The sequence below is a fragment of the Novosphingobium endophyticum genome (genome assembly GCF_014640675.1).
Classification (GTDB): domain Bacteria; phylum Pseudomonadota; class Alphaproteobacteria; order Sphingomonadales; family Sphingomonadaceae; genus Novosphingobium; species Novosphingobium endophyticum.
In genome coordinates, this window is the sequence record NZ_BMHK01000025.1 from 1 (window position 1) to 21,525 (window position 21,525).

Annotated in this window: 20 protein-coding genes and 1 other RNA gene; 6 read left to right on the forward strand and 15 right to left on the reverse strand. The window is 65.4% G+C overall.

Going from position 1 to position 21,525, the window contains the following annotated elements:
* The first annotated feature begins 266 nt into the window (after positions 1-266).
* From rpsF to IEX32_RS15315, 4 genes are all read left to right on the forward strand, one after another.
* Positions 267-629, forward strand: a complete 363-nt coding sequence (gene rpsF, locus IEX32_RS15300) for a 30S ribosomal protein S6 (RefSeq protein ID WP_188772421.1) — start codon at positions 267-269, stop codon at positions 627-629.
* A gap of 3 nt (positions 630-632) precedes the next feature.
* Positions 633-857 (forward strand): 30S ribosomal protein S18, encoded by a 225-nt coding sequence (gene rpsR / locus IEX32_RS15305; protein WP_086490477.1) that lies wholly within the window; start codon positions 633-635, stop codon positions 855-857.
* Between the two features lie 13 nt (positions 858-870).
* Complete coding sequence (gene rplI, locus IEX32_RS15310) at positions 871-1,476, forward strand: 50S ribosomal protein L9 (RefSeq protein ID WP_188772422.1); 606 nt, start codon at positions 871-873, stop codon at positions 1,474-1,476.
* Positions 1,477-1,615: 139 nt separating this feature from the next.
* Complete coding sequence (locus tag IEX32_RS15315; RefSeq protein ID WP_188772423.1) at positions 1,616-3,064, forward strand: AMP nucleosidase; 1,449 nt, start codon at positions 1,616-1,618, stop codon at positions 3,062-3,064.
* A gap of 13 nt (positions 3,065-3,077) precedes the next feature.
* Here IEX32_RS15315 and cueR read toward each other — a convergent pair whose 3' ends face one another.
* The 11 genes from cueR to hrpB form a co-directional block, all read right to left on the reverse strand.
* Positions 3,078-3,488: a Cu(I)-responsive transcriptional regulator gene (gene cueR / locus IEX32_RS15320; protein ID WP_188772424.1), complete on the reverse strand. Its 411-nt coding sequence runs from the start codon at positions 3,486-3,488 to the stop codon at positions 3,078-3,080.
* Entirely contained in the window at positions 3,485-5,830 is a 2,346-nt protein-coding gene (locus tag IEX32_RS15325; RefSeq protein ID WP_188772425.1) for a heavy metal translocating P-type ATPase, read from the reverse strand. Before IEX32_RS15325 ends, cueR begins: the two co-directional genes overlap by 4 nt.
* 81 nt (positions 5,831-5,911) lie before the next feature.
* Positions 5,912-6,667, reverse strand: coding sequence for an alpha/beta fold hydrolase (locus tag IEX32_RS15330; RefSeq protein WP_188772426.1), 756 nt, complete (start codon positions 6,665-6,667; stop codon positions 5,912-5,914).
* On the reverse strand, positions 6,668-7,111 hold the full coding sequence (locus IEX32_RS15335; RefSeq protein WP_188772427.1) for a GFA family protein: 444 nt from the start codon (positions 7,109-7,111) through the stop codon (positions 6,668-6,670).
* Between the two features lie 69 nt (positions 7,112-7,180).
* Entirely contained in the window at positions 7,181-8,206 is a 1,026-nt protein-coding gene (locus IEX32_RS15340; protein WP_188772428.1) for an aspartate-semialdehyde dehydrogenase, read from the reverse strand.
* A gap of 231 nt (positions 8,207-8,437) precedes the next feature.
* A complete protein-coding gene (lon, locus tag IEX32_RS15345) occupies positions 8,438-10,840 on the reverse strand; it encodes an endopeptidase La (protein WP_188772429.1) in 2,403 nt (800 codons plus the stop codon).
* Positions 10,841-11,039: 199 nt separating this feature from the next.
* Entirely contained in the window at positions 11,040-11,375 is a 336-nt protein-coding gene (locus IEX32_RS15350; RefSeq protein ID WP_188772430.1) for a YbaB/EbfC family nucleoid-associated protein, read from the reverse strand.
* A 1-nt stretch (position 11,376) separates the two neighbouring features.
* On the reverse strand, positions 11,377-13,239 hold the full coding sequence (locus IEX32_RS15355) for a DNA polymerase III subunit gamma/tau (protein ID WP_188772431.1): 1,863 nt from the start codon (positions 13,237-13,239) through the stop codon (positions 11,377-11,379).
* Between the two features lie 104 nt (positions 13,240-13,343).
* Positions 13,344-13,438, reverse strand: an RNA gene (ffs, locus tag IEX32_RS15360) — signal recognition particle sRNA small type.
* 68 nt (positions 13,439-13,506) lie between these two features.
* On the reverse strand, positions 13,507-13,785 hold the full coding sequence (locus IEX32_RS15365) for an ETC complex I subunit (protein ID WP_188772432.1): 279 nt from the start codon (positions 13,783-13,785) through the stop codon (positions 13,507-13,509).
* Positions 13,786-13,829: 44 nt separating this feature from the next.
* Positions 13,830-16,301, reverse strand: coding sequence for an ATP-dependent helicase HrpB (hrpB, locus tag IEX32_RS15370; protein ID WP_188772433.1), 2,472 nt, complete (start codon positions 16,299-16,301; stop codon positions 13,830-13,832).
* Between the two features lie 162 nt (positions 16,302-16,463).
* On the opposite strand from hrpB, the gene IEX32_RS15375 reads away from it, so the two are divergent.
* On the forward strand, positions 16,464-18,398 hold the full coding sequence (locus IEX32_RS15375) for a putative bifunctional diguanylate cyclase/phosphodiesterase (protein WP_229736400.1): 1,935 nt from the start codon (positions 16,464-16,466) through the stop codon (positions 18,396-18,398).
* A 31-nt stretch (positions 18,399-18,429) separates the two neighbouring features.
* Here the strand turns inward: IEX32_RS15375 and IEX32_RS15380 are convergent, their stop codons facing one another.
* Entirely contained in the window at positions 18,430-19,182 is a 753-nt protein-coding gene (locus IEX32_RS15380; protein WP_188772434.1) for a hypothetical protein, read from the reverse strand.
* Positions 19,183-19,271: 89 nt separating this feature from the next.
* Positions 19,272-20,288, reverse strand: a complete 1,017-nt coding sequence (locus tag IEX32_RS15385; RefSeq protein WP_188772435.1) for a polyprenyl synthetase family protein — start codon at positions 20,286-20,288, stop codon at positions 19,272-19,274.
* A gap of 108 nt (positions 20,289-20,396) precedes the next feature.
* Between IEX32_RS15385 and IEX32_RS15390 the strand changes: the two genes are divergently transcribed.
* On the forward strand, positions 20,397-20,699 hold the full coding sequence (locus tag IEX32_RS15390) for a chorismate mutase (protein WP_188772436.1): 303 nt from the start codon (positions 20,397-20,399) through the stop codon (positions 20,697-20,699).
* Between the two features lie 18 nt (positions 20,700-20,717).
* Here the strand turns inward: IEX32_RS15390 and IEX32_RS15395 are convergent, their stop codons facing one another.
* Positions 20,718-21,215, reverse strand: a complete 498-nt coding sequence (locus IEX32_RS15395) for a GNAT family N-acetyltransferase (RefSeq protein WP_188772437.1) — start codon at positions 21,213-21,215, stop codon at positions 20,718-20,720.
* A 79-nt stretch (positions 21,216-21,294) separates the two neighbouring features.
* On the reverse strand, positions 21,295-21,498 hold the full coding sequence (locus IEX32_RS15400) for a hypothetical protein (protein WP_188772438.1): 204 nt from the start codon (positions 21,496-21,498) through the stop codon (positions 21,295-21,297).
* Positions 21,499-21,525 lie beyond the last annotated feature (27 nt).

Genomic DNA, 21,525 nt, shown 5'->3' on the forward strand with positions numbered 1-21,525 from the left:
TCGGTGCAGCCATCGCTTCCTCCTCACTTGCGAGGAAAGCAGCGAATCATAGTCCGAAACCTACCGCAAGCTTCCGTGAGTCAGTCGATCAGGCCACGGGTATTATGCCCGCAATGAAAGGCAAACGCCTTGCATTTCCCCCGCAATCGGCTATGCGCGCCGCTTCCGCGTTTCCTTTCGGGCTCGCGGAAACCGAAGAAAGCCGGAGGGGCCCCGCAATGGTGCGGACAAGCCAGCGATCGGTTGGACAGATAAAGGAAGCTGTTGTGCCGCAATACGAGCACATTTTCCTGGCACGCCAGGATCTCAGCCAGTCGCAGGTCGATGCGCTGGCCACCGCCGCTACCGCGATCATCGAGTCGAACCAGGGCAAGGTCGTCAAGACCGAGACCTGGGGTCTCAAGAATCTCGCCTACAAGATCAAGCGCAACCGCAAGGCGCACTTCGTGATGCTGAACATCGAGTGCCCGGGCGACACCGTCGCCGAGCTCGAGCGCCAGACCTCGATCAACGAGGACGTGATCCGTTACATGACCGTCCGCGTCGACGAGCATGAAGCCGGTCCCTCGGTGATGATGCGCAAGTCGGACCGCGAGCGCACCCGCCGCCGCGAACGCGAGGGGAACTGATCCATGGCACGTGCATTCTTCCGCCGCCGCAAGTCCTGCCCCTTCTCGGGCAAGAACGCGCCCGCGATCGATTACAAGGACGTCCGTCTGCTGCAGGGCTTCATGTCCGAGCGCGGCAAGATCGTCCCCAGCCGCATCACCGCGGTTTCCGCCAAGAAGCAGCGTGAGCTGAGCCAGGCCATCAAGCGCGCCCGGCACATCGGCCTGCTGCCCTTCATCGTCAAGTAAGGAGGACTTTCCCATGGACATCATCCTCCTCGAACGCGTCGAAAAGCTCGGCGCCATCGGCGACGTCGTTTCCGTCAAGGACGGTTACGCACGCAACTACCTGCTGCCGAACAAGAAGGCGCTGCGCGCCAACGATCGCAACAAGAAGGTCTTCGAGGCCAACCGCGCCAAGATCGAGGCCGAGAACGCCGAAAAGCGTTCGGAAGCCGAAAAGCACTCGTCGAACGTCGAGGGCAAGCAGGTCGTCCTGATCCGCGCCTCGTCGAACTCGGGCCAGCTCTACGGTTCGGTTTCGGTGCGTGACATCGTCGACGCGCTCAACGCCGACGGCGCCGACGTCGCCAAGCAGATGATCGTGCTCGAACGCCCGATCAAGACGCTCGGCGTGTTCGACGTGCGCGTGAACCTGCACCCCGAAGTCTCGGTCACCGTCAAGGTGAACGTGGCCCGCTCGCCCGACGAAGCCGAACTGCAGTCGCAGGGCGTCGACGTCATGGCCGCGATGTTCGAACAGGACACCGCGGGCTTCACCGAGGCCTACGATCCCAACGCCGAGCCCGGCGAGATCGCGACCGAGGAAGCCGAAGCCGCTCCCGCCGAAGGCGAAGAGCAGGCCTGAGCCTCTTCCAGGCTTCCGAGCCAGGGTTTGAAGGCCCCCGCTTCCAGCGCGAAGCGGGGGCCTTTCCTTTGGCATCGGCGCCGGGCAATCTCGACTGTCCCCCGGCATTGCCCGTGTGATACCTTGTAGCGCAACACGAATGGCGCAATTGCAGGTAATGGAAACCCAAAGAGAAACGCTCGCGGAACTGATCCGCGTTTACGAGGCGGCAATGACCTGCCTCAAGGCCGACATTGCCGCCTATATCGACAGCGGCACCCTCCCCCCGCCCGAACGCCGCGCCCAGCGCCTCTGGACCTATCCGGAGCTGCGCATCACCTATGCGGGCCGCGAGCGCTGCGCTTCCTACTCGCGCGCTTTCGGACGACTGACCGAGCCCGGCACTTATGCGACCACGATCACCCGGCCGCACTTCTTTGCCGATTACCTCGCCGAACAGCTCGGCCTGCTCGCAGACGAGTATGAGATCGAGGTCGAGGTGACCCGCTCCGATCAGGAGATACCCTTCCCTTACGTGCTCGACGGCATGTCGGTGGGCAAGGCGACACCGCAGGAACTGGCAAGGCACTTCCCCAGCACCGACCTTGCCATGATCGGTGACGAGATCGCCGACGGCATCGAATTCTTCGATCCCGACGCGCCAAAACCGCTGGCCCTGTTCGACGCGCTGCGCACCGATTTCAGCCTTGCCCGGCTTGCGCACTATGCCGGCACCAGCGCCGAGCACTGCCAGCGTTTCATCCTCTTCACCAACTACCATCGCTACGTCGACGAATTCGTCGACTGGGCGGGTCGCATGATCGGCACGGACGACTACGTCGCCCTTTCGGGTGCCGGAGGGCTCTATCTCGACGCGCCGAGCGCGAACGCCCGCGCGCGGCTTTCGGACACGGCCTGGCGCAGGCACCAGATGCCCGCCTACCACCTCATCCGCGAGGATCGCTCGGGCATCACGCTCGTCAACATCGGCGTCGGACCGTCGAACGCGAAGACCATCACCGATCACCTCGCCGTGCTTCGACCGGAGGCGTGGCTGATGATCGGCCACTGCGGCGGCCTGCGCGAAAGCCAGCGCATCGGCGACTACGTGCTGGCCCATGCCTATCTGCGCGACGATCACGTGCTCGACCCGGTCCTGCCGCCGGAAATCCCGCTGCCGGCCATCGCCGAAGTCCAGCAGGCGCTGGCGCGCGCGGCGGAGACGGTCAGCGGCGAAGAGGGCTCGAACCTCAAGAAGCGCATGCGCACCGGCACCATCGTCACCACCGACGACCGCAACTGGGAACTGCGCTACGCCGCCTCCGCGCACCGCTTCAGTCTCAGCCGCGCGATCGGCATCGACATGGAAAGCGCCACGATCAGCGCCCAGGGCTACCGCTTCCGCGTGCCTTACGGGACGCTGCTGTGCGTCTCGGACAAGCCGCTCCACGGCGAGATCAAGCTGCCCGGCCAGGCCAACCGCTTTTATGAGGAAGCCATCGCCGGTCACCTCAAGATCGGCCTCGAAGCCATCGATCTGCTGCGTTCGGAAGGTGAGCGCCTGCACAGCCGCAAGCTGCGCGCCTTCAACGAACCGCCGTTCCGCTGACCGCTCCGGCCCCTTATCCCGTGCCGTCGGTCGCGCCGCCCCTCGCAAGGCCGTGCAGGATCGGGCAGTCGGGCCGCGCGTCGCCATGGCACCGGGCAGCCAGTTCGCGCAGCGTGTCGCGCATCGCCTCCAGCCTTGCGATCTTCCCTTCCAGTTCGCCGATATGGCGCAAGGCCAGATCCTTGACCTCGCCGCTGGCCCGCTCGCGATTGTCCCAGAGTTCCAGCAGGATGCCGATCTCGGCGATGGAAAAGCCGAGGTCGCGGGCATTGGCGATGAAGCGCAAACGGTGGACGTCCCGCGCGTCGTAGTCGCGATAACCACTGTCGCGGCGCGGCGGCGGCGATATCAGGCCGATGCGCTCGTAGTGGCGGATCATGCGTTGCGACACGCCGCTCCTGTGCGATGCCTCGCCGATGTTCACGACGCCGCCCGATTGAGCCGCAAGGCGTTGCTCACCACGCTGACGGAGGAAAGCGACATTGCCGCCGCCGCGATGACCGGCGAGAGCAGGATGCCGAAGAACGGGTAGAGAAGCCCCGCCGCGACCGGCACCCCGGCGGCGTTGTAAGCGAAAGCGAAGAACAGGTTCTGGCGGATGTTCCGCATGGTCGCCCTGCTCAGCCGCCGGGCGTGCACAATGCCGTTGAGATCGCCCCGCAGCAGCGTCACCCCGGCGCTTTCCATCGCGACATCCGTGCCCGATCCCATGGCAATGCCGACATCCGCCGCCGCAAGCGCCGGCGCATCGTTGACGCCGTCGCCCGCCATGGCGACGATGCGGCCTTCGGACCGCAGACGGGAGACGACCTCGCTCTTCCGGTCGGGCAGCACCTCGGCCTCCACCTCCTCGATCCCGAGATCACGGGCAACCGCGAGGGCGGTCGTGCGATTGTCGCCGGTCAGCATGACCACCCTGATGCCATCGCGGCGCAGTGCCTCAAGGGCAGCGGGCGTGGTTTCCTTCACGGCGTCGGCGATGGCGATGACACCCGCCGCCTTGCCGTCGATCCCGACGAAAATGGCGGTCGCGCCGTCCCTTCGCAATTCGTCCGCCACTGCCTGAACTGGCTCCGTCGCCACGCCCTGTTCAGCAAGGAACCGGGAATTGCCAAGGACAAGGCTCTGCCCCTCTACCGTTCCGAGTGCGCCCTTGCCGGTCGGCGAATCGAAATCGCGCACGTCCGGCGTGTCGAGCCCGCGCTGTTCGGCAGCGGCAACCACAGCGGCGGCAAGCGGATGTTCAGAGGCACGCTCCACCGCCGCGGCAAGGCGCAGCACCTCGTCCTCGCTCCGGCCCTCGGCGCAGACGATCTTCACGACCGACGGCTTCCCCTCGGTCAGTGTGCCGGTCTTGTCGACCACAAGAGTATCGACCTTCTCCAACCGCTCCAGCGCATCGGCATTGCGGATCAGCACCCCGAGCCCGGCCCCGCGCCCGATCCCGACCATGATCGACATCGGCGTGGCCAGGCCCAGCGCGCAGGGGCAGGCGATGATCAGCACCGAAACGGCGGCGATCAGCGCATGAGCGAAACGCGGATCGGGTCCCCAGACCGACCAGGCGGCAAATGCCAGCAGGGCCACGACCAGAACCCCCGGCACGAACCAGCCGGCGACCTTGTCGGCCAGCCTCTGGATCGGCGCCCGCGAACGCTGTGCATCGGCGACCATCTGGACAATGCGGGCAAGCATGGTGTCGCGTCCAACCTTCTCGGCGCGCACGACGAGGGCGCCGCTCTGGTTGATGGTGCCGGCGATCACCGCGTCGTCCACGCTCTTGCCGACGGGCATCGATTCCCCTGTGACCATCGATTCGTCCAGCGACGAGCGACCCTCCTCGACCACGGCATCGACGGGTACCTTTTCGCCGGGCCGCACGCGCAGCCTGTCTCCCACCGCCAGCACTTCGATCTGCACTTCCGCTTCGCTGCCGTCCGGTGCAATGCGCCGCGCGGTCTTCGGCGCGAGCTGAAGCAAGGCCTTTATCGCGCCGGACGTACGTTCACGCGCGCGCAGTTCGAGAACCTGACCCAGCAGCACCAGAACGGTGATGACCGCCGCCGCCTCGAAGTAGACAGCTACCGTCCCACCCGCATCGCGGAAGGAAGCGGGAAACACGGAAGGGGCAAGCGCCGCCACCATGCTGTAGGCCCAGGCAACGCCGGTCCCCATGGCGATCAGCGTGAACATGTTGAGATTGCGCGAGCGGACCGAGGCCCAGCCGCGCTGGAAGAACGGTGCGCCAGCCCAAAGCACGACAGGCGTGGCCAGAACGAGCTGGACCCATATCGAGACGCGAGGCGGCACCAGATGATGGAGGTCGGGGACCAGATGCCCTCCCATCTCGAGCGCGAGCACCGGCAACGTGAGCACCAGTCCGATCCAGAACCGGCGCGTCATGTCGGTCAGTTCATCGCTCGGACCGCCTTCAAGCGAAGCCGTTTCGGGCTCCAGTGCCATGCCGCAGATCGGGCAGGCGCCAGGATGATCCTGGCGGATTTCCGGGTGCATCGGGCACGTCCAGACCGCAACCTCGGGCGCGGCGCGTGCAGGCCCGGAAGGCGGCTCCAGATAGTGTCGCGGATCGCTTTCAAACTTTGCCTGGCAGCGCGCGCTGCAAAAGTAATAGTCCTGCCCTTCGAAGCAGGCGCGATGACTCGTCGCATCCGGGTCTACCGACATTCCGCAGACCGGATCGCGCGCCAGATCGCTTCCGGGCGCGCCATCGGTGTATTGGTGGTGGCATTGGTCATGCTGCGCCATCGAACATCTCCTCGCGTGACGCGCGATCAGATGGACCCTGACATGATGTCAGAGTCAAGCAGCCATGCCGATTCCCCCGCCTCAGCTCTCGAGGAACGCCACCATTGCGCGGCCCATGTCCTTGAACGTGACCGAAGACATATGGTTGCCCGGCACCTCGGCATAGCTGCCCCTGGGTAGCGCCGCCGCAAGTTCCTCGGCCGAGCCGTTGTCGGCATCGTCCGTTCCGCAGACGCACAGCGTCGGCATCGTCACCCGGGCAATGGCGTCGGGCGGTGTATCGTCGACCGAGGTGAGCAGCAGGCGGGCGGCGACGCGATCGACTTTCATCGTCTTCATGAAGGCCTGCGCCACGAAAGCCGGGTCGCCGCGCTCGATCGACCCGAACCGGTCGATGGCATCGATGAAATGGGCGCTGCGCCTGGCCCAACCGGACAGCCCCGCCATCCCCATGCCGCCGAGGACCAGCTTGCGCGGGGTCAGGCCGGCAAGCACGCCGCGAACCACCGTGCGCGCGCCGAGCGAGAAGCCGCCGAGGTCGTAATCGGCGAGGCCAAGCTGCGCGACCGTTCGCTTCAGGTCGTCGACCAGCACGTCCTCGGGATAGGCGTCCGGATCATGCGGCGCCTCGCTCTCCCCATGGGCGCGCAGGTCCGGCATGATGACCGCGAAGCCCGCCTCAGCGAGTATTCGCGCATTGCCGTACCGGATCCAGTTCACTTCCGCGCTGGAGAACAGGCCATGCAGCAGAAGCAGCGGTCGCCCCTCCCCCATGGTGTGCACCGCCAGCCGGGTGCCGCCGAAACCCTCGATGTAATCCTTGCGCAATTCGCTCACTTACGGAACCTCAAGACCTGCCGCTTTCCAGCGCGAGGCGACGCTTTCGGTCGCCGCGCTGTATTGTCGTGGCAGGTTCTTGGTATCAAGCCAGGCTTCATGCAAGCCTTCGCTGCCCGCATGGACGACCGGGCGAAAGCCGGAAGGGTCGTCGAAGCTTCCGAACGTCAGGTCCATGCGGCCGTTCGATTCGATGAAATCAAATCCCAGCGGCGTTCCGCAAACCGAGCAGAACGGCCGGCGCGCAATCGGTGAGCTTTGATACCAGTCCGGCTCATGTTCCCAGACCACCGCGCTGGTAGGCACCTCGACAAAGGCAGCCGCGAAACCGCCTGTCGCCCTTTGGCACATGCGGCAGTGGCACAAATAGGCCTCGTCGCTGTCGACCCGCGCCGCATAGCGAATGCGGCCGCACTGGCAGCCGCCGGTCATGGTTCTGGTCATGACCCTAAAGCTGGGGATGGCAGCCGCGCTGTTAAAGCCCCCTCCTCCTGAAGAGGAGGGGGAGATCGGTCAGCCCTTCTTGAGATGCCGCCGGCCAAGCAGTTCGGCGATCTGCACGGCGTTCAGGGCGGCACCCTTGCGCAGGTTGTCCGAGACGCACCACAGCGCCAGCCCGTTCTCGACGGTCGGATCCTCGCGCACGCGGCTGATGTAGGTAGCGCCATCGCCGACGCACTCGATCGGCGATACGTATCCGCCGTCCTCGCGCTTGTCGACGAGCATCACGCCCGGCGCCTCGCGCAGGATGTTCTGCGCTTCCTCGGCCGAAATCTCGTTCTCGAACTCGATGTTGAGCGATTCGGAGTGGCCGACGAAGACGGGCACACGCACGCAGGTGGCCTGCACCTTGATCTTGGGATCGAGGATCTTCTTGGTCTCGACCACCATCTTCCACTCTTCCTTGGTGGAACCGTCGTCGAGGAAGACATCGATGTGCGGGATCACGTTGAAGGCGATCTGCTTGGTGAACTTCTTGGGCTCGACCTGATCGCCCACGAAAATCGCGCGGCTCTGCTCGAACAGCTCGTCCATGCCAGCCTTGCCCGCGCCGGACACCGACTGGTAGGTCGAGACGACGACGCGCTTGATCTTCGCCGCATCGTGCAGCGGCTTCAGGGCCACGACCATCTGCGCGGTCGAGCAGTTGGGATTGGCGATGATGTTGCGCTGCGTATAGCCGTCGATCGCGTCCGGGTTCACCTCGGGCACGATCAGCGGCACGTCGGGCTCCATGCGGTAGAGCGACGAGTTGTCGATCACCACGCAGCCCTGCGAAGCGGCCTTGGGGGCATAGATCTTGGTCGGCCCCGATCCAGCGGCGAAGAGCGCGATGTCCCAGCCGGTGAAATCGAAGTGCTCGATGTTCTTGACCTTGAGTTTTTGTCCGGTCTCGCCGAAATCAATCTCCATGCCGGTGGAACGCGACGAAGCAACCGCCGCGATCTCGTCGCAGGGGAACTCGCGCTCGGCGAGGATGTTGAGCATTTCGCGGCCGACATTTCCGGTCGCGCCGACGACGGCTACCCGGTAACCCATTTCAAGACCTTTCCAGTTTCAGTTCGCGGCAGGCCAAGGTGCCCGCACGAAGGCGGCGCGTTAGCCTCACTGAGCGCGTGTTACAAGGGCGCAGCGACTTTTACCGCTCGTCATCCCGGACTTGCTCCGGGACCGGTGGCAGTCGTTCGACGAGACCTTTCAGTTCAAACCCGAGAGGTCGTGCGTAAACACCGCCAGCGGTCCCGGAGCAAGTCCGGGATGACGGAGTGCTCAATGTGCGGTGGCTGAAGGAGCCGGGCTGTGCGCCGGAGCGGCGGCCAATTCATCCGCTTCGGTCCACTCGATCGCTTCGAGCGCCTCAACGAGTGCCCGCGAGAGCACTTCGTCGACATGCGCGACCGGAATGATCTCAAGGCCTTCCTTCACATTATCGGGGATTTCCGCAAGGTCCTTGCGGTTCTCCTCCGGAATGAGAACGGTGGTGATGCCGCCGCGCAAGGCCGCGAGCAACTTTTCCTTGAGGCCGCCAATCGGCAGCACCCGGCCGCGCAAGGTGACCTCGCCGGTCATGGCAATGTCGTTGCGCACGGGAACGCCGGTCAGCGTCGAGACGATAGATGTGACCATGCCGATACCCGCCGAAGGACCGTCCTTGGGTACCGCGCCTTCGGGAAGGTGGATGTGGATGTCCTTTTTCTGGAACACCGAGGGCTTGATGCCATAGGCGGGCGCGCGCGCCTTCACGAAGCTGAAGGCGGCCTGGATCGACTCGCTCATCACGTCGCCCAGCTTGCCCGTCGCCTTGATCTGGCCTTTGCCGGGAACGGTGACGCTCTCGATGGTAAGCAGCTCGCCGCCAACTTCCGTCCAGGCAAGGCCGGTGACGGCACCGACCTGGTTCTCCTCCTCGCCCATGCCATGGCGGAATTTGCGCACACCGGCATAGTCAGCAAGGTTTTCAGGGGTGATCGACACGCTCTCTGCCTTGCCTTCGAGGATCTGGCGCAGCGACTTGCGTGCGAGACGCGCGATCTCGCGCTCCAGCGTGCGTACGCCGGCTTCCCGCGTGTAGTAGCGGATCAGATCACGCAAGCCTTCCTGGGTCAGCGTGAATTCGCCGTCCTTGAGGCCATGCGTCTCGACCTGCTTGTGGATCAGGTGACGCTCGGCGATCTCGACCTTCTCGTCCTCGGTGTAGCCCTCGAGCCGGATGATCTCCATGCGATCGAGCAGCGCCTGCGGCAGGTTGAGGCTGTTTGCCGTACACACGAACATGACGTCGGACAGGTCGAAATCGAGTTCCAGATAATGGTCCTGGAACTTCGCGTTCTGTTCCGGATCGAGCACTTCGAGCAAGGCCGAAGCCGGATCGCCCCGGAAATCCTGTCCGAGCTTGTCGATCTCGTCGAGCAGGAACAGCGGGTTCGACTTCCCGGCCTTCTTGAGGTTGGTGACGATCTTGCCCGGCAGTGAGCCGATGTAGGTGCGGCGGTGGCCCCGAATCTCGGCCTCGTCGCGCACGCCGCCCAGCGACTGGCGGATGAACTCGCGCCCGGTCGCCCTGGCGATCGACTTGCCGAGCGAGGTCTTGCCTACGCCCGGCGGACCGACGAGGCACAGGATCGGCCCCTTCAGCTTGTTGGTGCGCGCCTGCACGGCGAGATATTCGATGATGCGGTCCTTGACCTTGTCGAGCGCGTAGTGATCCGCATCGAGAACGTCCTGCGCCTCGGCGATATCGCGCTTGAGCTTGCTCTTCTTGCCCCAGGGCAGGCCCAGCAGCACGTCGAGATAATTGCGGATGACCGTCGCCTCGGCGCTCATCGGCTGCATCGAACGCAGCTTCTTCAGCTCGGCGGTGGCTTTCTCGCGCGCTTCCTTGGAAAGCTTGGTCTTCTCGATCTTTTCCTGCAGTTCCTGCAGCTCGTTGGTTTCCTCGCCGTCGCCGCCGCCCAGCTCGGACTGGATCGCCTTGAGCTGTTCGTTGAGGTAATATTCGCGCTGCGTCTTCTCCATCTGCCGCTTCACGCGGCCACGGATCCTGCGCTCGACCTGCAGCACGCCGAGTTCGCCCTCCATGAAGGAATAGACCATCTCGAGCCGCTTGAGCGGATCGCCCTCGGAAAGCACCGCCTGCTTGTCGGAAACCTTGGCGGAGAGCTGCGCGGCGATGGTGTCCGCCAGTTTGCCGGCGTCCTCGACTTCGCCAAGCTGGTCGCCCGCGTCCTGCGAGAGCTTCTTGTTGAGCTTGGCGTATTCGTTGAACTGCTCGATCACCGAGCGCATCATAGCCTCGACTTCGGTGCCGCTGGCTTCATCGGCCTCGATCGTCTCGACCTGCGCGACCAGCATCTCGCCCTCGGCGGTATCCTCGGCCTGGAGCATTTCTATGCGGGCACGTTCGCGCCCCTCCACCAGCACGCGTACGGTGCCGTCTGGCAGCTTGAGAAGCTGGAGGACGCTGGCGATCACGCCGGTATCGTAGAGATCGTCCCGGTCTGGATCGTCGCAGCCGGGGTCAAGCTGCGCGAGCAGGAAGATGTCCTTGTCGCCAGCCATCGCCGCCTCGAGCGCGGCCACCGACTTCTCGCGGCCCACGAAGAGCGGCACGACCATGCCGGGGAAGACGACGATATCGCGCAGGGGAAGGAGCGGGAGCAGGTTCACAGGCATATCCAATTTATCGCGACCGGGCATGACCCTTGAAGGTCTCCCGTCAGTTCCGAGACGATATGGGGACTTCTTTCCACTCCGCAATCCATAGGTTAGCAAACACTGTGGAAGTGTGGAGGGAAGTCCAGCGGGTTATCCCTAGGGGGAACACCTGCATAGGGAGAACCGCCGAACCGCCCGAAGTCGGAACGAGAGACGATCAAAACGGCATCTTGAAGCCCGGCGGCAGACCCATGCCCTGCTGCGCCTTGGCCAGTTCCTCGTTGGCGACAGAGTCGGCCTTGACCCGCGCGTCGTTGTAGGCGGCAGCGATCAGGTCCTCGAGCATCTGCTTTTCCGAAGGCTGCATCAGGCTGTCGTCAATCGCGACACCGATCACGCGGCCCTTGGCCGAACAGCGGATCCTGACGAGACCGCCACCGGACAAGCCCTCGACTTCCATCGTATCCAGCTTGGCCTGCGTTTCGTTCATCTGCTTCTGGATGGTCTCGGCGGCCTGCTGGGCGGCCTTGATCATCTCTTCCATCGATTTCATTTCAACGTCTCCACTGCCGTCCGCCTCCGCCGATCGCGGCGGGACGGTCATCCTGTATCAATTCGGCGCCGGGAAAAGCGGCAAGCGTCGCCTCGACCAGCGGAGCGCGGCGAATGGCCTCGCTGTCGGCGTTCTTCCGCGCTTCGGCCTGCTCGACGAGCGTCGGCGCGCCTTCTCTTTCAACCCGCTCGACCTGCCAGCGTTCCCCCGTCACTTTGGCAAGGGCGCCGCGTATCAAAGCGGCGATGTCCTCCCTGAATGCCGGCGGCTGGCTGTAGCGCAACAGGCCCGGCGCCAGCTCGACCACGCGCACCTGCATGCGCATGGTATTGGCGACCGAGAGTTCGCCCATGTGTTCGACTTCGTCAACGAGCGTTTCCCAGCGGGGCGAAATCGCCGCGGGTGCCGCCGCGGTCGGTGTATCTGGGCTGTGCGATTCCGCTCCGGCAGGCATTGCGACGGGCGCGCGCGAAGCGATCTCCTCGATCTTGCGCACGAGCGAGCCGGGGTCGGGCATGTCGGCCGCATGCATGATCCGCAGCAGCGCCATCTGCGCCGCGACCAGCGGATCGGGCGCGGACTTCACTTCGTCGTGCCCCTTGAGCAACAATTGCCATATGCGGTGGACCTGCCCGGCCTTGAGCGCCTTGGCCCAAGCCTCGATCGCCTCGCGCTCCTCCGCTGAAAACGCATCCACGACCACGCCGCCGACCTGGGCAACGGCCACACGGTGCGCCAGCTCCATGAGCCCGCGCATCATCGCGATCGGCTCTACGCCGAGCGCGAACTGGCGCGCGACGAGATCGAGCAATTCGGACCCGTTGCCATCGAGGATCGCCGAGAGCAGCTTGCGCTGCACCGACTTGTCCGACAGCCCCAGCATGTCGCGCACCTTTTCGGCGCGAACCTGCCCCTCGCCATCGAGATCGGCGTGCGCGATCGCCTGGTCGAGGATCGAGAGTCCGTCGCGCACAGACCCCTCGGCGGCAGCGGCGATCATCGCCAGCGCCTCCTCCTCGGCCTCGACGCCTTCCTTGCCGCAGATACCGGCGAAATGCTCCGCGAGCATCGGTGTCGGTATACGGCGCAGGTCGAAACGCTGGCAGCGCGAAAGGACGGTAACCGGCAGCTTGTCCACTTCGGTCGTCGCGAAGAGGAACTTCACATGCGCTGGCGGTTCCTCAAGAGTCTTGAGCAAGGCGTTGAACGCATTGCGCGAAAGCATGTGGACTTCGTCGATGATGTAGATCTTGTAGCGCGCCGCAACGGCGGCATAGCGCACCGCCTCGATAATCTCGCGCACGTCGTCGACGCCGGTATGCGAAGCCGCGTCCATTTCGATCACGTCGATATGGCGGCCTTCGGCAATGGCGACGCAAGGTTCGCACCGGCCGCAGGAATCGATCGTCGGGCCGCCCTGCCCATCCGGGCCGATGCAGTTGAGCGCCTTGGCGATGAGGCGCGCGGTCGATGTCTTGCCAACGCCGCGCACACCGGTCATCAGGAAGGCATGGGCCAGCCGATCGCGCCTGATGGCGTTCGCCAGAGTCTGGACCATCGCCTCCTGCCCGATCAGTTCCCCGAAAGTCTGCGGACGGTACTTGCGCGCGAGCACGCGATAGGGCTGCGCGGGCGAACCGGCTGGCGCGGGCGGTGCAACCGCCGGAGCGGGGGTCGCCGGTTCGGGCAGCGTCGGTTCGGGCGTGGCAGCCACTGGTTCGGATTCGGGCGCGGGCTCTGATTCGCCGAACATCGAGGATTGCCCCGCCGCTTCCAGCTCAGCCGCGCTCGGCGCGGCTTCCTCTTGCTCCTCCTTGTCATCCCAGGGAGGCGTATCGCCGAACATGTCGCGTGAATCGTCCATCGCGGTCCAAACTAGGCGCAGGTGCGCCGGATGTCAGGGGGAAAGGCGATTGGCTCCACAGCCTCGTCTCGCCCATGCCGCCAAGGCGTATCATCGCAGAGTGGGCTGAAGGAGCCGGGCGACCCGCCGCTATCCGTTGTGGCTGCTTCCTTCCGGACCTGACCAGATTGGCGAACGCAAACGTCCACCCGACTCCCGGAGCGCCATATGGATGGGGATCGAACCGAATGCAAGACCCGGCCGGAAGACCGGTTCGGGCGCTCGCCGTCAGCGGAAATTGTCGGCGTAGGCCTGAAGCTTGAGCCGACGCGGCGGCGTGGGGTGAACGACCGCGTCGATCCCGTAACGCTCGGCATAGGCCCTGGCTGCCTCGCACGAGGGAAACTTGAGCTGCACCTGCTGATTCATGTCGCCGGAGCCGGCCCAGCCCATCAGAGGATCGGGCTTCTTCGCCTCTGCGGGCACGAATTGGAGGACCCATTGGTCGAGCAGAGCCTTGCCGGACTGCATGGCGTTCTTCGGGCGCTGAAAGATGCGAGCGTTCATGGCGAGCGCTTTGCCGCCGAATCGCGGAAGAAATCAAGCCGGAATCATCGTCCCCGGGAGGCCTCGAAGGCATTTCGGGTCTTCAGGCTGGGATCTTCCGCCCAAGGCTCGTCCGGCCAACGGTGTTTTGGATAGCGCCCTTTCATGTCCCGCTGCACGTCGCGCCACGAACCGCGCCAGAAGCCCGACAGGTCACGCGTGGTCTGGATCGGGCGGCCGGCGGGCGACGTCAGCTTGAGCAGCAGCGGCTGCGGCGGCTCGCCGAATGTCGGGTGTGTGTCGAGCCCGAAAAGCGCCTGGACGCGTACCTCGACGCTGGGGCCGCCCTCATCCTCGTAGTCGATGGCGTGGCTTGTCCCGGCGGGGCTGCGGAACTCGGGCGGGGCCAGTCTTTCGAGCGCCTGCTGGTCATCCCACGTCAGCCGACCGCGCAGCGCATCGTGGAGCGCGCCCTTGTCGAGGGCATCGAGCCGCCGCCCTAGCAGAGGCGCCAGCCAGAGGCCGAGATCGGCGAGCAACGCCTCTTCGGAAAGCGCCTCCAGCCCCGCATAGCGCGCGCGGCGCAGGAGCGAGAGGCTCGACTTGCCGAATGGCACCAGCGTCAGCCCCTTCTCCCGCACCCGGTCGAGCAGGAACGCCGAGATCGCCTCGGGATCGGGGGCCGGGTCCGGACCGCTCGCCAGCGTGATCGCCCCCATCCGGCGCTCCAGCCGCGCTTCCACACGCCCTTCCGCCTCGTTCCAGCGCAGCACCGAACGGCGCTCTATCCGCTCCGATAGCCATTCCTCGACTTCGGCGCTCTCGAGCGCTGCCCCGGAGAGAATGCGCGCGCCTTTCGCCTGACCCTGCGCATCGCCGATCGCCAGCCACTCGCGCGAAGCCAGCGGCGAAGCCGGGTCGAGAACGTAGCCCCTGCCGCCGGCCGAAAGCCAGGTCTCCCCCGAGGTATCACGGCGGCGCGCGACCATGTCCGGCCGGCCGAGCGCCAGAAGCACGCCGAGCGGAACCTGATCGCGCGGCGACGCTGCGCGAACCGGGGAGCGCGAGGAAACCAGCGAACGTGCCCGCCGCGCCCAGCCGTCCGCGAGCTTGCGCGAAGCCCCGGCGCGAGGCGAGCGATCCGCGTCCCAACGCGAGAGACGCTGCGCGAGGTCTTCACTGCGCCCTCCGAGCCCGCGCTCCTGCAGGAGCAGAGCCAGCCGCGCGGCCGTTTCACCGGCACCAATCTTGCTGGCCCGCAGCACCATCGCCGCTTGTGCCGGCTCGATCGGCAGGCTGGCGACCTCGCGGCCGAACGGCGTGATCCGTCCTTCGGCATCGAGCGCCCCCAGCGCCGCCAACTGCCGGCGCGCGGCGTCCAGCGCGGGCGCGGGTGGAGGATCGAGCCAGGCCATCGCCGCCGGCTCGCCCGCGCCCCACTGCGCCAGCGAGAGCGTGAGAGGCGCCAGGTCACTGGTAAGCATTTCCGGCGGATCGAACTCGGGTCGTCCGGCGTGGGCAGCTTCTTCCCAGAGGCGATAGGCAGTGCCCGGCTGCTGACGCGCCGCCCGCCCGGCGCGCTGCGCCGCCGAAGCGCGGCTTGCGCGGTGCGTGACGAGCCGGGTGACGCCCGCTGCCTTGTCGAATTCGGCCCGGCGCGACAGGCCGCTGTCGACGACGACCGACACGCCATCGAGCGTCAGCGACGTTTCGGCGATCGCGGTGGCGAGAACGATGCGGCGGCGCCCTTGCGGATCGCGGCGGATCGCCGCTCGCTGCGCGGCCGGCTCGCACTGTCCATGCAGCGGCAGGACCAGCGCGTCGGGAAGCCTTGCAGCGAGACGTTCCGCCACGCGCTCGATCTCACGCACGCCGGGAAGGAAAGCCAGCACGTCGCCCTGCTGCTCGCGCCAGGCCGTGAGGACCGCCGAGGTCACCGCGTCCTCGATCCGCAGGTCCGGCGATGCGCCGAGCCAGCGGACGACCAGCGGAAAGGCCTTGCCTTCGCTTGCCACGACCGGCGTATCCCCGCGCAACAGGCTGGCAAAGCGCGTTCCGTCGATCGTCGCCGACATGACCACGATACGCAAGTCCTCGCGCAGGATCTCGCGGGTCTCGATCGCCAGCGCGAGGCCTAGATCGCTGTCGAGGTGGCGTTCGTGCGCCTCGTCGAACAACACCGCGCTGATGCCGGTCAGGTCGGGATCGGACAGAATCGTCGAGACGAAAATCGCCTCTGTCATCACCAACACGCGCGTGTGACCCGAACGCTTGGTGTCGAGGCGCGTGACATAGCCGATGGTCTCGCCGGCCTTCTCGCCCAGCAGCTCGGCCATGCGCTCTGCAGCGGCGCGCGCCGCGACCCGGCGCGGGGAGAGCAGGATGACCGTGCCGGTACACCAGTCCTCTCCCAGCAACGCCGGCGCAACCGCCGTGGTCTTGCCCGCCCCGGGGGGCGCGATGAGGACGCAGCCGGCATGACCGCGCAGTGCCGAAAGCACGTCGGGCAGCACGGCGCGGATGGGTAAATCGCTCACCCGCGCTGCCTTATGTCAGACCCTCGATCCACGAAAGCCCTACGCAACGGCAAATGAATGGCCTTCGGCCTCCCGCTCATGTTGCGTCCACACTTAGTCAAGGATTTTCATCTAGTTCGGCAGCTGCGCCGGGAGCCGTGCGAATTGCCTTATGAAACACTGATGATGAAACAGGACGGTCAACCGGGGCAGCATCCGCTGCCCGTCGCCCAGTATCTTCGGCTGCGCAGTCAGATTCCGCCGCTGTACGGCCTGCTGGCGATCAATTCAGTGATTCTGGCCTACACGCATCGCGCACTTGCACCCCAACTTCTCACCCTGACGATCCCCGCGGTTCTGGTAGGCGCCAGCCTGCTCCGCATGCTGATGTGGTTTCGTCCGGTCGTCGCGCGGGATTTCGAACCGGCCTTGGCCGAGGCCCGCCTGCGCCGGACGGTCTACGTGGCAGCGGCAATGGCCGCCGGCTTCGTCACCTGGGCACTCCTGCTCGCGAACTACGGCGGACCGTACGAGCAGAACCATTTCGCCATCTACGTGGTAATCACGTTGCTGGGCTGCGTATTCTGCCTGAACTACCTGCCGTCGGCCGCGATGCTCATCTGCGTTGCGGTGCTAGCGGTATTTTTCGCCTACTGCGTCGCCAGAGGCAGCGAAGTCCTTCTCGCCATTGCCGTGAACGTCGCCTTGGTCGCGGCAGTGATCCTCAAGGTTCTGCGGACTTCCTACGCATCGTTCGTCCACCTTGAAAGCACGCAAAGGGAGCTCACGCTGGAGCGGCGGCAGGCCCAGAATCTGGGCGAGGAAAACGCCCGTCTGGCCCAGACCGATGCGCTGACGGGCCTTCCCAACCGGCGGTATTTCTTCTCGGCGCTGGAAAGCCTGCTGGAATGCGCGGAAAGGAATGACCGGTTCTGTGTCGGCCTGATCGATCTCGACCGCTTCAAGCCGGTGAACGACACGCACGGCCACGTTCAAGGCGACCGGCTTCTTCAGCTGATCGGCGAGCGGATGATGATGCAGTGCCCGGCGAACGTGATTGTCGCGCGCCTCGGCGGCGACGAGTTCGGCCTGATCGTCATGGGTGGACTCGAACAGGCCGAAACCGTGACCCAGACGCTTTTCGGCGCGATACGGCAACCAGCCCGGCTGGGCGACGTGATCGTATCGGTCGGCTGCTCGGCGGGCCTTGCCGTCTACCCCGACGCGGCGACTTCCGCGAACAGCCTGTTCGACCGGGCCGATTTCGCGCTCTACCACGCCAAGAACAACAAGCGCGGCCAATGCGTGCGCTTCTCGGCCGAACTCGAGGACCTGATCCGTTCGGAACAGGCCCTCGATTCGGCCTTGCAGGCAGCGGACCTCAAGAACGAACTCTCCATCGTCGTTCAGCCCATCGTCCATACGGAGACGATGACGCCGCTCGGCGTGGAGTGCCTGGCCCGCTGGCATTCACCCACTATCGGCTCCGCCGCCCCCGAACTCCTGATCTCTGCGGCCGAGCGCGTCGGACGCGCCCGCCAGGTGACGCTGACACTGTTCGACAAGGCCCTCGTCGCGCTCGACGTGATGCCGGAGGAAATGCGAATTTCCTTCAACCTTTCCGGCAACGACGTCGGCGATCCGGAAACGATCGACGCCCTGCTCGAACGGATCGCGGCGTCGGGACACAGCCCCACGCGATTGCTCTTCGAGATCACCGAAAGCTCGCTGATCTCCGAAATCGACAATGCCAGAACCGCGCTGGAACGGCTGCGCGCGCAAGGCGTGCGCATCGCGCTCGACGACTTTGGAACGGGCTACTCCAGCCTCTCCTCGCTGCACCAGTTGCCGCTCGACATGATAAAGATCGATCGCAGCTTTGCCGCGCGACTGGACGAGGCCAACGGCCGCCGCCTGATCTCGGCGATCCGCAATCTCTCTCGCGCGCTGTCGCTGGATTGCGTGATCGAAGGGATCGAGACGGAAACCCAGCTTGTCAGCGCGCGTATGGCAGGCTTCTTGCTGGCACAGGGCTACTTCATCGCGCGGCCCATGCCGCTCGAGCAGTTCGAACGGCAGCTCCGCGGCCCGGAGGTGACGAACTGGAAAGTCGCATGATGCCCGGGACGTACACCGGCACGCACCGCGTCTAACCCGCGCGGCGGATTCCGTAGTCGATGCGAATGCGCACCCACACGCCGAGTTGCGGCCTGCCGTTGATGCGGGGGGGAACCACCTCGAACTGCCAGGCGGCATTCTGGACCGCGCGCGCAAAGCCCGAGCCGCGAGGCGACTCCGCAAGTATCTGACAATTCTCGACGCGGAAGTTCTCGATGGTCTGGCAGGCGATTTCGCCCCAACCGCTCGCCGGCGCATTCGCGGGAAGATAGCCGCCAAGCTGGGCGTCGCTCGGCTCGCGATGCCACTGCGCGCGGTACAGAACCGCCCCGCCCGGACCTTCGCCGGGGCCATACGTTCCGCCCGTGCCACTGTCGCCCGGCCCGCTCGCAGCAGGACCGGTCGATTTCATTCTGCCGATATCCGATGCCGCGAAGTCCTCGCGCGACATCTTCAGGAACGTGAAGGCGGGCCGCTCTTTCTCGACCGGCTCATCGTTGACCACGGGCGGCGTCACCCGGTCCTGCCTTGCCTGTTCGGCCTTCCGTTCGGGTTCGGCTTGCGTCTTGTTCTCGGCCTCCGCGCCATTTGTGTCGTCTCGGCCGCTGACGTCGAAGCTCGTCAGGCTCTGGCGCCGTTCCGGCGTGCTGACGACACCGCTTCCAAAGATCGCGAGCAGCAGCGCAAGCACCACCACCCCCGCCGAAAGCAGGGTCGAAATCACGCGTTGGCGGGGGGAGCCGGGCCGGTAACCCGCGACAGCCCGGTCTGGCTCGGAGCGCATGGCCGATCTCAATAGAGCCCGCTCGCGCGCACTGCAATCACGCCCTTGTTTCAGTCCGCCACCATCCGGTCGAAACTTCGGCCGAAGCGTCAGTAGCGGCGGGCGACAGCGAATTCGACCGCCTCGACCATCGCATTGCGGGCCTCTCCGGCCGGAAAGCCGGCGATGGAATCGATGGCACGCTGGGCGAAATGACGCGCGCGTTCTCGGGTCGCCTCGACACACTTGTGGCGGTTGATCAACTCGACGGCGTGGGCGAGATCCTCGTCCTCGGTGCGGAAGCCGGCGATGGCTTCCTGCCAGAACTTGCGCTCAGTCTCGTCGCCGCGCGCATAGGCCAGGATCACCGGCAGAGTCATCTTGCCCTCGCGGAAATCGTCGCCCTTGTCCTTGCCGGATTCGGCGGCTTCCGAATCGTAGTCGATGGCATCGTCCACGAGCTGGAAGGCAATACCCAGATTGCGCCCATAGGCATCGAGAGCCTGCTCCTCGGCCTCTCCCTTTTCGGCAACCACCGCCGAAATGCGCGTCGCGGCCGCGAAAAGCGCGGCGGTCTTGGAGCCGATGATCTGGAGGTAGTGCTCCTCGCTCGTCTCGATCCTGCGCTGCGCGGTGAGCTGGTCAACTTCGCCCTCCGCGATCACGGAGCTGGCCTTGGACAGGATCTTGAGCACCTTGAGGCTGCCATCCTCGACCATGAGTTCGAACGCGCGGGTGAACAGAAAGTCGCCCACGAGCACGGTCGCCGGATTGCCGTAGACGATGTTGGCGGCCGCCTTGCCGCGCCGCAGGTCTGAACCGTCGACAACATCGTCGTGCAGCAGGGTAGCGGTGTGGATGAACTCCACTGACGCCGCCAGCTTGTGGTGGCGCGTGCCCTGGTAGCCGCACAGTTCGGCCGCCGCGACCGTCAGCATCGGGCGCATGCGCTTGCCTCCGCCCGAGATCAGATGCCCCGCGAGCGCAGGTATCAGCGGAATCTCGCTCTGCATCCGGTCGAGGATGACGGAATTGACGCTGTTCATGCCCGCCGCCGTGAGGGCGAGCATGGGCGCCAGCGAAGGCTGCGAACCGCGCGGACGCAGATTGACGACTTGTGCACTCATCGCCGCGCGCATTGCTCTTTCGCCGCGCCCAACGCAAGCGCGAATGCCATCCGGGAGCATTTGAGCAGGCTGGCACGAGCCCGGAACCCATGCTAGCGGAGCGGCACGATGACGCAGGACACCACCGCAACCGACCCCGTGCTCGCCAGCTACCGCGCAAGCATCGACAACATCGACGCCGCGCTGGTCCACATGCTGGCGGAGCGCTTCCGAATCACCCAGGCCGTGGGCGCGTACAAGGCGGAAAGGGATCTCCCGGCCTCGGACCCGGCCCGCGAGGAACGCCAGATCGCCCGCCTGCGCAAGCTGGCCGAGGATGCCCAACTCGACCCCGATTTCGGCGAAAAGTTCATCCGCTTCGTCATCGACGAGGTGATCCGCCACCACCAGCGGGCGAAGCACGACAAGTAAACCGGCGGTGCCCGCCCGTCAGCTTGCGTCAAACGCGGGGTTATACGTCACGATCCCCGACGGCGGAGAGCCCGAAAGAGCAAGGCACTGGAACGCCTCGGCAATCGGGAAATCATAAGTCAGGCGTGGATCGTGCCGAAAACCGAAACGGCCATAATACCTCGGATCGCCCAGCACGACGCACAGGCTGGCGGGGATCGATCGCAGCCTCTCGAGACCCGACCGGATCAGCATCGTGCCAATCCCCTGCCCCTGAACGTCGGGCCGAACCGACACCGGGCCGAGCCCAAACCACGGGCCGTTTCGCCCATCGATCTGCACCGGGGAAAAGGCAATATGCCCCTCGATTTCGCCATCGCGCTCAGCAACGAGCGAAACGGTGAGAGCGCCGGCCGCGCGCAAAGCCTCTATGATCCGGCTTTCGGTTCCGCTGCTATACGGTAGCGCCTCGAAGGCCGCCGCGGTGATCGCGGCAATTGTCCCCGCGTCTTGCGGGCATTCATCCCTGATATGCATTGCAGAAAATCCCGCGAAGTATGGAGCAATGAAACAGGGTGCGCGGCCATGCAGGTTCTGCCAGCCGCGCAGGCGCGCTTCATTCCTCCACCAGATCCTGCAGCTTCGTCATCAGCTTCTGGATGCGCTTGGCGGCCTCGGTGAAGGTTTCCAGGTCGGCGCGGTTGCCGTTGCCGCGCGCTTCCTTGGCGGCTTCGACATAGCCTTCCATGTCGGCCTCGAGCGCGTCCACCAGGATTTCGACCTCGTCGGTCGTAAGCGAGAGTTTGACGGTCTCGTTCATGAATTCTCCTAAGTCACTTTCGAACGT